Source organism: Streptomyces sp. NPDC045021 (genome assembly GCF_056432645.1).
The window spans coordinates 187811-200305 of the sequence record NZ_JBWKIQ010000004.1; the positions used below are offsets into that span (position 1 = coordinate 187811).

The 12495-nt window shown below is 69.9% G+C and carries 10 protein-coding genes and 1 pseudogene; 7 read left to right on the forward strand and 4 right to left on the reverse strand.

The annotated features are described in order from the left end of the window. Position 1: 1 nt before the first annotated feature. From AC07DC_RS15000 to AC07DC_RS15030, 7 genes and pseudogenes are all read left to right on the forward strand, one after another. Positions 2-1159, forward strand: a complete 1158-nt coding sequence (locus tag AC07DC_RS15000; protein ID WP_478914810.1) for a Gfo/Idh/MocA family protein — start codon at positions 2-4, stop codon at positions 1157-1159. After that, a complete protein-coding gene (locus AC07DC_RS15005) occupies positions 1159-1989 on the forward strand; it encodes a DUF6807 domain-containing protein (RefSeq protein ID WP_478914811.1) in 831 nt (276 codons plus the stop codon). Before AC07DC_RS15000 ends, AC07DC_RS15005 begins: the two co-directional genes overlap by 1 nt. 177 nt (positions 1990-2166) lie before the next feature. Further along, positions 2167-3507: an ABC transporter substrate-binding protein gene (locus tag AC07DC_RS15010; RefSeq protein ID WP_478914812.1), complete on the forward strand. Its 1341-nt coding sequence runs from the start codon at positions 2167-2169 to the stop codon at positions 3505-3507. Positions 3508-3646: 139 nt separating this feature from the next. Beyond that, positions 3647-4939, forward strand: a complete 1293-nt coding sequence (locus AC07DC_RS15015; RefSeq protein WP_478915135.1) for a pectate lyase family protein — start codon at positions 3647-3649, stop codon at positions 4937-4939. A gap of 84 nt (positions 4940-5023) precedes the next feature. Beyond that, on the forward strand, positions 5024-6142 hold the full coding sequence (locus AC07DC_RS15020; protein ID WP_478914813.1) for a pectinesterase family protein: 1119 nt from the start codon (positions 5024-5026) through the stop codon (positions 6140-6142). Then, a pseudogene (locus tag AC07DC_RS15025) lies at positions 6139-7182 on the forward strand (pectinesterase family protein); the annotation flags it as partial. The gene AC07DC_RS15020 and the pseudogene AC07DC_RS15025, both read left to right, overlap by 4 nt. A gap of 27 nt (positions 7183-7209) precedes the next feature. Then, entirely contained in the window at positions 7210-8001 is a 792-nt protein-coding gene (locus AC07DC_RS15030; protein ID WP_478915136.1) for a rhamnogalacturonan acetylesterase, read from the forward strand. Between the two features lie 90 nt (positions 8002-8091). Here the strand turns inward: AC07DC_RS15030 and AC07DC_RS15035 are convergent, their stop codons facing one another. Genes AC07DC_RS15035 through AC07DC_RS15050 form a run of 4 tightly spaced genes read right to left on the reverse strand, consistent with a single transcriptional unit; the run spans position 8092 to position 12333 of the window. After that, positions 8092-9114 carry a LacI family DNA-binding transcriptional regulator gene (locus AC07DC_RS15035; protein ID WP_478914814.1) on the reverse strand — a complete coding sequence of 341 codons (1023 nt, stop codon included), beginning with the start codon at positions 9112-9114 and terminating at the stop codon, positions 8092-8094. A 32-nt stretch (positions 9115-9146) separates the two neighbouring features. Continuing rightward, entirely contained in the window at positions 9147-10070 is a 924-nt protein-coding gene (locus AC07DC_RS15040; RefSeq protein ID WP_478914815.1) for a carbohydrate ABC transporter permease, read from the reverse strand. Further along, the gene (locus AC07DC_RS15045; protein ID WP_478914816.1) at positions 10067-11029 is read right to left on the reverse strand and encodes a carbohydrate ABC transporter permease; all 963 of its coding nucleotides are present in this window, start codon (positions 11027-11029) and stop codon (positions 10067-10069) included. Before AC07DC_RS15045 ends, AC07DC_RS15040 begins: the two co-directional genes overlap by 4 nt. Positions 11030-11031: 2 nt before the next feature. Further along, a complete protein-coding gene (locus AC07DC_RS15050; RefSeq protein ID WP_478914817.1) occupies positions 11032-12333 on the reverse strand; it encodes an extracellular solute-binding protein in 1302 nt (433 codons plus the stop codon). Positions 12334-12495: the final 162 nt, after the last annotated feature.

Consider the following 12495-nt stretch of genomic DNA (forward strand, 5'->3'; position numbering starts at 1 on the left):
CATGGGAGCGATACCCGTCGTACTGGCCGGCGCGCACGGCCACGGGCACTGGCACCTGGAGAACCTGCGCCGGCTCACTGCCACCGGAGCCGTACGCCTGGCCGGGGTGTGCGATGTGACGCCGCTGGAGAAGGAACGGCTCGCCGGACTCGGAACGCCGGTGCAGGGGGCCGATCTGGGGGAGCTGATCGATCGGACGGGCGCCGTCGTCACGATCGTCTGCACTCCGATCCACACCCATGCCGACCTGGCACTGACCGCCGCCGCCCATGGCGCGCACGCGTTGCTGGAGAAGCCCCCGGCGCCGTCGTACGCCGAGTACGAACGGCTGGTCACCGGTATGGAGGAGAGCGGGAAGGCCTGCCAGATCGGCTTCCAGTCGCTCGGCTCGCAGGCCGTGACCGCGGTGCGCGATCTGATCGCCGACGACGCGATCGGCTGCGTACGGGGCATCGGCGCGGCAGGCAACTGGGTGCGTGACGAGCACTACTTCACCCGTGCCGCCTGGTCGGGGCGGCGCACCCTGCGCGGCGTCGACGTGGTCGACGGCGTGCTCACCAACCCTCTCGCGCACGCCGTGGCCACCGCCCTGCGACTGGACGGCAGCGACCGCGCGACAGACGTGGCCGCGATCGAGACCGAGCTGTTCCGCGCCAACGAGATCGAGTCCGACGACACCTCCGTCGTCCGGATCAGGACCGCGCGCGGCACCCCGGTCACCGTCGCCGCCACGTTGTGCGCCGAGACCGCGGCCGAACCGTACATCGCCGTGCACGGAACCAAGGGGCGCATCACGTTCTGGTACAAGCAGGACCGGGTGCTGCTGCAGCGCGCCTCCCACGGCCCCGAGGAGCGCGTCCACCCGCGTACCGACCTGCTGGAGAACCTCCTCGCGCACATCGCGCACGGCGAGGAACTGCTCGTCCCGCCACGCGCCACCGGTGCCTTCATGAAGGTCGTCGAGGCGATCCGCACCGCCGCCGATCCGCTGCCGGTCCCCGGCCGGCTGTGGCGTGCCGTTGCCGGGGAGCGCTCCCACCGACGCGTGGTCCCGGGCGTCGACGGTCTGGTCGAGGCCGCTGCCGAGCGGCTCGCACTCTTCTCCGAACTCGGCGCGCCCTGGGCCGTGTCGCGGGCGGCGCGGGAGGTGCACTGCTGATGCCACCCTCCCTCGCACTGCGCTGCGGCCGTCGCGTCGTCGGCCGGTATGTCCACCGGCCCGAACTGGAGATCGGGCTCTCCCCGCGCCCGTATCTGCACCCGCTCCTGACCCTGGGCGGCGTGGCGGTCACCGAGCTGATGCCGGAGGACCACCCTCACCATCTGGGCGTGAGCGTCGCGGTCCCGGACGTGGAGGGACACAATTTCTGGGGCGGCCGGACCTTCGTCCGCGGCCAGGGACCCGCCGAGCTGGACAACCACGGGGTGCAGCGGCACGGCGGCTGGCTCCGCCGGACCGGCGGCGGTTTCGTCGAGGAGCTGTCCTGGATCGCGAGCGGCCGTGAGCTGCTGTACGAGCAGCGCACCGTCGGCGTCCGCCAGGTCGACGACACCGCCTGGGCGCTCGACTTCACCTTCGCGCTCACCAACACCACCGGCCGGCGGCTGAGCGTCGGCAGCCCGGCCACCAACGGCCGGCCCGGCGCGGGATACGGCGGCTTCTTCTGGCGGGCACCGAAGAGCGGCCGGCCCCCGCAGGTGTTCAGCGCGGACGCCGACGGTGAGGAGGCGGTGCACGGCCGCCCGGCCGACTGGCTCGCGCTCGCCGGCGAGGACTGGACGCTGGTGTTCAGCGGACCGGACCCGTGGTTCGTGCGCACCGGTGAGTACCCCGGCGTCGGCTCCTCCCTCGCCCCGCGGGAGCGGCTGCCGATCCCGGCCGCGGCCACCCTCACCCGGCGGATCGTGACCGGTGTCGCGGACGGCCGGCTCGGCCGCGACGAGGCCGCGGCGCTGGCTCGCACGATGACCGGAGGGCGGGTCGTATGAAGCGAGCGTGGACCGCCGACCTCGGCGCGCAGCTCGGACTGTTCGCCACCGCACCTGAAGGGCGGGGCCCGGCAGGAACGGCCGGGTTCACCGCCTTCCGCATCACCCCTTGAATCCCAGCCCCCTGAATCCCACAACCGAATCCGACGACCGGATCCCACGACCGAAAGAGCCGCCATGTCAGAACCGAAGAAGCCGCACCGCAGAGCCCGTCTGATCACCGCCACGGCGCTCTTCACCACGCTCGCGCTCACCGCCACCGCCTGTGGCGACTCCGGCAGCACGTCCGGCGAGGAGGGCAAGGGCCAGGGGAAGATCGTCTTCTGGGACAACAACGGTGGCGTGCGCACCGCGGTCTGGAAGCAGATCATCGCCGCGTTCGAGAAGAAGAACCCGGACATCAAGGTCGAGTACGTCGGCATCCCGATCGCCGATGTGCAGAAGAAGTACGACACCGCCATCGCGGGCGGGGGACTGCCCGATGTGGGCGGCGTCGGCACGGCCTATCTGGCCAACATGGTCGCCCAGAACGCCCTGGAACCGCTCACCGATCGCATCGACGGCAGCGCGCTGAAGGGCAAGCTCGTCACCGGCATGGTCACCAGCGTCCTGGCGGCCGGCGGTGATGCCAAGCAGCTCTACGAGGTGCCGACCTCGGCCAACCAGGGCACGCTGTGGTACCGCACGGATCTGTTCACCGCCGCCGGGCTGCAACCGCCGACCACCTGGGCGGGTCTGTACGCGGCGGCCGACAAGCTGACGGACGTCAAGAACAACAAGTTCGGGTTCACGCTGCGCGGCGGGAAGGGCTCGATCGCCCAGGCGCTGGAGATGATGTACGCCCAGTCGGGGATCGACACCTTCTGGAACGGCGACAAGACCACGGTCAACGACCCGAAGAACATCACCGCGTTGGAGAAGTACACCGGTCTGTACAAGAAGGCGACGCCCGAGGCCGACCTCAACAACGACTTCGTGAAGATGGTCGCCGAGTTCGACCAGGGCAGCATCGGGATGCTGCAGCACAACCTCGGCTCGTACAACGACCACGTGAAGGCGTTCGGCAAGGACCGGATCGACGGCATCCCGTTGCCGCCGTCCACCGACGGCGGGGTGCGGACGGTCGTGTCCAACCCGGTCGACGGGCTCGGGCTGTTCAAGTCCGGCACGAACAAGGCCGCCGCCTGGAAGTTCATCGAGTTCGCCGCCTCGGCCGAGATGAACAGCCTCTGGAACGAGTCGGCGGGCGCGATACCGGCCAACATCGGCACCGCGGGGGACAAGTGGATCACTGACGCCAAGCCGACCAAGGCCGCGATGGACTCACTCAACGACCCCAACACCAAGATCGTGCAGTTCCCGTACTACCTGCCGGACTGGAACAGCATCACCAAGGCCGACTCCGAGCCGGACTTCCAGAAGCTGCTGCTCGGCAAGACCTCGGCCAAGGACTTCGCCGACAAGCTCGCGAACAAGCTCAACGCCGCGCAGGCGGACTACAAGAAGCACAAGAGCTGATCTCCGCGGCGGGGCGCGCGCTCCAACCGCCGCCCCGCAGCGGTCCCATCCGCGTCACCGGATCCGCTCGGCGCACCGTGCAGCGGATCCGTTCAACCACCCGGTTCACTTCCTTTCAGCGGGAGCCGCAATGAGAAGAATGTGTCATGCCCATGTAATTGCTGCACTGGTCGGCTGCGCTTCCCTGGCGCTGGCCGTGCCGGCGCAGGCAGCCCATCCGTCCCCCGCCCGCGCCACACTGCCCGCAGGGGACGGCTGGGCGTCCGCCGGCACCGGGACCACCGGCGGCGCTGCCGCCGACGCGGCCCACGTCTTCACCGTCAGCACCCGCGCGCAGCTCGCCGCCGCCCTCAACGGCGGCGATGCCACCCCCAAGATCATCCAGATCAACGGCACCATCGACGGCAACACCGACGACGCCGGGCAGCCGCTCGCCTGCGCGGACTACGCCACCGGCGGCTACACCCTGGACGCCTACCTGGCCGCGTACGACCCGACCACCTGGGGCGCCGCCACCGTGCCCACCGGGGCGCAGGAGGACGCCCGCGCCGCCTCCGCCGCCCGTCAGGCAGCGCGCGTCGAGCTCACGGTCGGCTCCAACACCACCATCGTGGGCCTCGGCAAACAGGCCAAGCTGCTCGCCCTCGATCTCCAGGTCAAGGGCTCGGACAACGTCATCGTCCGCAACCTCACCTTCGAGGACGCCTTCGACTGCTTCCCCCAGTGGGACCCCACCGACGGCGCCACCGGCAACTGGAACTCCGAGTACGACAACCTCGTCGTCTACGGCGCCACCCACGTCTGGATCGACCACAACACCTTCACCGACGGCCGCCGCCCCGATGTCGCCCAGCCGTTCTACTTCGGACGGATCTACCAGCAGCACGACGGTGAGCTCGATGTCGTCAAGGGCGCCGACCTCGTCACCGCGTCCTGGAACGCCTTCACCGAGCACGACAAGACCCTGCTGTTCGGCAACAGCGACAGCGCCGCCGCCACCGACGCGGGCAAGCTGCGCGTGACCCTTCACCACAACCTGTTCAAGGGCATCACCGAACGAGCGCCACGGGTCCGCTTCGGCCAGGTCGACGCCTACAACAACCACTACGTCGTGACCTCGGGCCAGGAGTACGTCTACAGCCTCGGAGTCGGCTACCAGTCCCAACTCGTCGCCGAAGCCAACGCGTTCACGCTGCCCGCCTCCGTCGGCGCCGACCGGACCATCGCGTACTGGAAGGGCACCGCGATGACGGAGGACCACAACGTCGTCAACGGCAAGGAGACCGATCTGCTCGGCGCGTTCAACGCGGCCCACCCCACCACGACCATCGCCGGTGACGCGGGCTGGACCCCCACGCTGCGCACGCGCGTCGACCGCCCGACCGCGGTCCCGCACATCGTCGACTGCGGCGCGGGCGCCGGGCGGCTGTAACGCGATCGCATGCTCGAACGCCGGGTGGGCCGACAGAATCCGGCCCGCCCGGCAAACCGCTCACCCCACCGAAGGAGTGGCCCCATGTCCCTCACCCGCAGAGCCGCCGTCCTGGGCGCCGCCGCGGCGGCCGTCGGCTCCGTCACCGGATTCACCGGCGCCGCCCCGGACCCCGCGCGGCCGATCGGCCGCTACGGCTCGCCCGCCCGACGCCGCGACGACCACACTCTGTATGTCGACCCGCGGGGCCGCGGTGATCACACCACCGTGCAGGCCGCCGTTTCCGCCACCCCGGACGGCCCCGCAGCGCCATGGACCCTCGTCCTCGCCCCGGCGGCCTACCGCGAGACGGTCAACGTTCCCGCCACCAAGACCGGCCTCACCCTGCTCGGCGCGACCGGCGACGCGCGGGACACCGTCATCGTCTACAACAACGCCAACGGCACGCAGAAGCCCGACGGGTCCGGTACCTACGGCACCTCCGGCTCCGCCACCACCACCGTCCAGGCCGACCGGTTCACCGCCCGCCATGTCACCTTCGCCAACGACTGGCTGCGCGCCGACCACCCGGAGATCACCGGCACCCAGGCCGTCGCCCTCAAGGTGACGGGCGACCGCGCCGCCTTCCACGACTGCCGATTCCTCGGCCACCAGGACACCCTGTACGCCGACACTCCGGCCAGGACCACCATCGCCCGGCAGTACTTCCACCGTTGCTACGCCGAAGGCGACATCGACTTCGTCTTCGGCCGTGCCACCGCCGTCTTCGACTCCTGCCGGTTCCACACCCTGGACCGCACCGACCTGGCCTCCGCCCCGTACGGTTTCGTCTTCGCGCCCAGCACCGCCGCCGCCACGCCGTACGGCTACCTGGCCGTCCGTTCGCAGATCAGCAGCGCGGCCCCGGACGGCTTCTACCGGCTCGCCCGCCCGTGGGTGCCCAGCTCGGACACCACCGCCGTGCCGATGCTCACCGTCCGCGACAGCCTGCTCGGCCCCGGCATTCACGCGCCCGAGCCGTACGCCAACATGTCGGCCTCCTACCCGTGGCAGAGCCAGCGCTTCCGCGAATACCGCAACACCGGCCCGGGCGCGTTGATCCCGGTCCCCGACAACCGGCCGCAACTCACCGCCGGCGAAGCGGCCGTGCAGACCCGCGCGAACTGGTTCGGCGACTGGGCTCCGTGGGGCGAGTGCCGATGACGACCAGCCGCCGAACCTTCCTCGCCGCAGGAGCCCTTGCGGCAACGGCCGCACTGGGTGGTACCGGCACGGCGTTCGCCGCCGAGGCCCGTCGACGCACTCTGCTCATCCGACCTGGCGACTCCGTCCAGGCGGCCGTCGACGCGACCCCGGACAGCCCTGACCGGCCTTGGACGATCGTCCTCGCCGCCGGTACCTATCGGGAGACCGTGAACATCGGCGTCTCCAAGACCGGGCTGACCCTGACCGGCGCCACCGGCGACCCACGCGATGTCGTCATCGTGTACGACAACGCCAACGGCATGCAGAAGCCCGACGGCAGCGGTACCTACGGCACGGCCGGCTCCGCGACCCTCACCTCCGCCGCACCGGGCCTGGCCGTGCGCGACCTCACCATCGCCAACGACTGGCTGCGCGCCGACCACCCGGACATCACCGGCACGCAGGCAGTCGCCGTCTACGCCACCGGCGATCGCACCTTCTTCGACCACGTCCGGCTGCTGGCCCACCAGGACACCCTCTTCGCGGACACCGGCTCCCTGAACGCCTTCGACCGGCACTACTACCGGGACTGTTACATCGAAGGCGACGTCGACTTCGTGTTCGGCCGGGCCGCAGCGGTGTTCGACCGGTGCCAATTCCACACCCTGGACCGGGCCGTGAACTTCACTCCCTACGGCATGGTCTTCGCGCCGAGCACTGCCCGCGCCAACCCACACGGCTTCCTGGCTCTGCGCTCGCGGATCACCAGCGGCGCCCCGGACGCCGCGTACAAGATCGCCCGCCCTTGGGTGCCCTCGTACGAGACGACGGCCTGGCCGATGCTCACCGTCCGCGACACCTGGCTCGGCACCGGCATCGACGCCGCGACCCCGTACACCGACATGCGAGAGGCCTACCCCTGGCAGACCATGCGCTTCCGCGAGTACGCCAACATCGGCCCGGGGGCGGTCATTTCGCTCCCCGCCAACCGGCCCCAGCTCAGCGCGGCGGAGGCCGCGGAGCAGACCGTCGCGGACTGGCTCGGCGAATGGACCCCGCAGCTCACCCCACGCCGCACCGGTCCGGTGAGGAAGCACGGATTCACCGTCTATGCCGCAGGTGACTCGACCGCCTCGATCTACGCCACCGATACCGGGCCCCGAACCGGATGGGCCCAGGCGCTGCCGGTGTTCTTCGGGGGTTCGAGTTACAGGGGTCGCCCCCTGGGAGAACGCAATGCCCCGCACGGAGTGACGGTCGACGACCGGGCCCTGTCCGGCTCCAGCTCCAAGAGCTACGAGGACGCGGGCCTGCTCGACCACATCCTGCGCGACATCCGGCCCGGTGACTGGCTGCTGATCTCCTTCGGCCACAACGACGAGAAGACCACCGACCCGGCCCGCGGCACCGACCCGTACACCACCTACCAGGCGTACCTGCGCACCTATCTGGACGGCGCCCGGCAGCGCGGCGCTCATCCCGTGCTGGTCACCCCGGTGGAGCGCCGCCGCTTCGACGCCGCCGGCCGCGCAGTGGCGTCGCACGGCGATTACCCCGCCGCCATGGCCGCACTGTCCGAGCAGGAGGGCGTGCCGTTGGTCGATCTCCAGGCCCGCAGTCTCGCCCTGTGGGACACGCTCGGTCCGGACACCACCAAGGAGCACTTTCTTTGGCTCGCGGCGGGCCAGAACCCCAACTACCCCGATGGAGTGTCCGACAACACCCACTTCCAGACACACGGGGCCATCGAGGTCGCCCGCCTGATCGCCCTTGACCTGCACGCGCAGCGCTTGCTGCCGGACGGCGCGTTGTGCGGACTGGACCGCGACATCCCGGACGTCGCGGTCACCCGCCCCGCCCAACTGCCCGAGCTGTAACAGCGACAGCAGTGCCATGAGAGAGGTGTCCCCAGGAGTTCGGCCGGGACCCCCGGGCTCCCGGCCGACCGGCCCGTGCACCCCGCCCCGTCAGGCGGACATCCGGACGACGAGTTCTGTCGGCAGGATGACCGTCGAGGGCTCCTCGCCCGCGATGCGGGCGAGGAGCACCCGCACCATCTCCGTGCTGATCCGGTCCCACGGCTGGCGGACGGTGGTGAGCGGGGGACGCGTACCCAGCGCGGCGGGGGAGTCGTCGAAACCGCCGACGGCGACGTCGTGCGGGACGCGGCGCCCGGCCCGCTCCAGGGCGTTGAGGGCGCCCTGCGCCATCAGGTCGGAGGCGACGAAGACCGCGTCGAGGTCCGGCGCCCGCTCCAGCAGCGTGTCCATCGCGGACTCGCCGCCCGCGCGGCTGTAGTCGCCCTCGGCGATCAGCAGTTCGTCCACGGCGAGCCCGCTCTCGGCGAGCACCTCGCGGTAGCCGGCCAGCCGGTCCACGCCGCCGGGGGTGTCGAGCGGCCCGGTGACGGTGGCGATGCGGCGGCGGCCGGAGTCGAGCAGATGGCGGACCATCTCCCGTGCCCCGTCCCGGTCGTCGGCGGCCACATAGCTGACCTTCGACGTGTGGCCGAGCGGCTTCCCGCAGGCCACCAGTGGTACGCCCGCCTGCTGCAGCCGCTCGGCCATCGGGTTGCCCGAGTGGCTGGAGACGAGCAGGACGCCGTCCACGTGCCCGGCGGTGATGTAACGCGTTATCCGTCGGCGTTCGGACTCGGTGCCCGCGATCATCAGCAGCAGCGGGATGTCGTTCTCGGCGAGCGCCTGGGTGCAACCGCGGAGCAGCACGTTGAAGTTCGGGTCCTCGAAGAACCTCTCCTGCGGCTCGGTGAGCAGGAAGCCGACCGAGTCGGAGCGGCCGGTGATCAGGCTGCGGGCATGCCGGTTGACGACGTAACCGGTCTTGCGGATGGCCGCGTTGACCGCTTCGAGTGCCGCCGGGCTGACGTTGTGGCCGCCGTTGAGCACCCGCGACACCGTGCCACGCGAGACTCCGGCCTCATGTGCCACGTCATGGATCGTCGGGGGGCGTCGCCGGTCTGTACGGCTCATGCAGAGTGTCCTTCACGAAGGTGCAGTGCTGGTCAGGACTTTACGGCGCCGGAGAGCAGATCCAGGCTCCAGAACCGCTGAATGACGAGGAACAATGCGATCAGCGGGACGATCGCCAGCAGCGCGCCGGTGATGACCAGCGTGTACAGGGCGGGCGCGGACGCACCCTGCTGCAGCAGGGTGTAGAGGCCCAGGGTCACCGGGAACTTCTCGTCGTCGCCGAGCATGATGTACGGCAGCAGGAAGTTGTTCCAGACGGCCACGAACTGGAACAGGAAGACCGTCACCAGTCCCGGCACCATCACCGGCAGCGCGATGCGGGTGAAGATCCCCCACTCGCTCGCCCCGTCCATCCGGGCGGCCTCGATCACATCGTCCGGGACGGCGGCGGCCGCGTAGATCCGCGCGAGATAGATGCCGTACGGGGACAGGATGCTCGGCAGCAGCACCGAGGTGTAGCTGTCGGCGAGTCCGGCCTTGGCCATCAGCAGGTACTGCGGGATCGCGAGGATGACGGGTGGCATCAGCACGCCCGTCAGCAGCACGTTGAAGATCGACTCGCGGCCCAGGAAGCGGTACTTGGCCAGCGCGTAGCCGCTGAGCGCGGAGACCGCCGTGGACAGCAGTGCGCCCACGCCCGCGTAGAAGAGGGAGTTGAGCATCCACTGCCAGTACACGCCGTCGCGGTACGCCGACAGGTCGGCGACGTTCTGGGTGAATCCGCTGCCGGGCAGGAAGGTGAAGGTCGAGAAGAGCTCGCGGCTGCTCTTGGTCGAGGCGACCAGCACCCAGGCGACCGGCAGCAGGCAGTACCCGGCGCCGGCCAGCAGGACGACGGTGGGGATCAGCCCCGGGCGGCGCGAACGCCTGTTCTTCGGCGGGCCCTGTGCGGTGCCGGGGGTGGTACCGGCGGTCGGGACGGTGCTGCGGCCGCCGGGGGCGATGGTGGCGCTCATCGTGGGGCTCCCTGGGTGGTGCGGGAGTTGGCGGCCTTGAGGAAGCCGAAGGACAGGACGAGGGTCACCACGGCGATGACCACGGAGGTCGCGGCCGCCGAGTAGATGTCCCCGCGGACGAAGGCGTCCTGGTAGACCTTCATCAGCGGACTCCAGGTGGTGGAGATGGAGTTGGTGAGCGGCTTGAGAGTGGTGGGCTCGCTGAACACCTGGAGGGTGGCGATCACCGAGAAGAAGAAGGTGAGGACGAGAGCGGGCGCCACCGTCGGGATCTTGATGCGGAGCGCGATCTGCAGCTCCGAGCAGCCGTCGATACGGGCCGCCTCGTAGATCTCCACGGGGATCGCGCGCAGCGACGTGTAGATCACGATCATGTTGAAGCCGGTGCCGCCCCAGACCGCGATGTTGGCCAGCGAGCCGAACATCGCGCCGCCGGAGAGCAGATCGGGTTCCGGCAGGCCCATCCTGCCGAGCAGGTAGTGGAACGGACTGACCGTGGGCAGGTACAGGAACCCCCACAGCAGCGCCGCGACGACGCCGGGGACCGCGTACGGCAGGAAGATCGCCAGTCGTGTGAAGCCGCGCAGCCGGGTCCGCTGGGCGTCGAGCATCAGGGCGAAGACGAGGGCGAGTCCGAGCATGGTGGGGACCACGATCGCCCCGTACCCGGCGATGCGCAGGGTGCCGTCGAGCAGCTCGCTGTCGTGGAGGACGCCGGTGTAGTTGGACAGGCCCGCCCACACCTCGTGCCGGGCGTTCCTGCCCAACCCCAGGCCGCTGATCTCCACCTTGTGGAGGCTCAGGTAGACCGCGTAACCGATGGGGAGGGCGAAGATCAGCGCGAACAGGACGGCCGCGGGGACGAGGAAGCCGTACGGCGCGATGCGGGGCCCCGCGCTGCGCACATGTGACGCGCGCGCGGGGGTGGCCTTCGTGGCGGCCGGTCGAGTGGAGGTCATGATCAGGAGACCTTGAACCCCTGCTTGGTCATGTCGCCGACGGTGGTTTGCTGCATGGTGCTCAGCGCGGCACCGAAGTCCGACTTGTTCTGGGCGGCCTTGCCGAACGCGTCCTTGAAGGCGCTGTAGGCGACATTGACGTTCGGTCCCCAGGCGCCGGGGGCGGTGTTCTTCGCGATCTGGGCGGCCGTGGTGTAGAAGTCCGGCTGGTTGGCGAAGAAGTCGGGGGCCGTGGCGAGCGCGCTGCCGGTCTGGGCCGCGGTGGCGGCGGGGTAGATGCCGCCCTCCTTCACCAGGGCGGCGACCGCCGTGGGGTCGGTGTTGAGCCACTTGGCGAACTTCGCGGCGGCGTCCTTGTGCTGCGAGTCGTTGGTGACGCCGGTGGTCGAGCCGCCCCAGCTGCCGGTCGTGCTCTGGCCCTTGACCCACTGCGGGAGCGGGGCCATGGCCCACTTGCCCTTGGTGTCGGGGGCCGCGGAGGTGAGTACGCCGGGCGCCCAGACGGCACTGACCCAGGCGATCTGGGTGCCGGTGTTGAGCGCCTTGTTCCACGCCGGGGTGTACATCGGCTGGTTGTCTATCGCGCCCTCCTTGACCAGGTCGCCCCAGAATTCGGAGACCTTCCTGGAGGCTGCGTCGTCGATGCCGACGCTCCACTTGTCACCGCTGGTCGTCCACCACTTGGCGCCGGCCTGCTGGGACAGGCCCGCGAACAGGCCGGGGTCGCCGCTGGAGAAGGTGGTGAGGGACTTTCCGCGGTCCTTCTGCTTCAGGGCGCGGGCGGTCGCCGCGAACTCGTCCCAGGTCGTCGGGACCGTCAGGCCGTACTGCGTGAACAGGTCCTGGCGGTAGTAGAACATCAGCGGCCCGGTGTCCTGCGGGATCGCGTACAGCGCGTCCGAGCCGAGGGTGGCCTGCTGCCACACGCCGTCCGCGAAGTCCTTCTTCGCGTCGCCGGCCTGCTTCGAGATGTCGGCGAGTACGTCATTGCTGACCAGGGTGGGCAGCGCCTGGAACTCGGCCTGCACCAGGTCGGGAGACTTGTGGGCCTTCGCAGCCGTGATGATCTTGGTGACCAGGTCGTCGCCGGACGCCTGCTTCTTCACCGTGACCTTGATCTCCGGGTGCTGCTTGTTCCAGATGTCGACGACCTTGTCCAGGCCGGGTGCCCAGGCCCAGTAGGTGAGGCTGACCGGTCCGGTGTCCTGTGCCTTGCTGCTGCCGTCCGAGCTGCTGCCGCAGCCCGTGAGGAGGGCCGCGCCAACCGCGGCGGCCATGACCTTGGCAATGAGAGAGGTACGCATGGGCTCGCTTCCCTGACAAGGGCGGCCGCATCGGTGCGGCTGCCATCCATGCACTGTGAGCGTTCACAGTAGAGAAACCTCTAGGACACTTGTCAATGGTTGTTGCCATGCGGTTATCTAGGCTGAGTCGCTGATCGAGCGACTGTGCACGTTCCCAGAAAT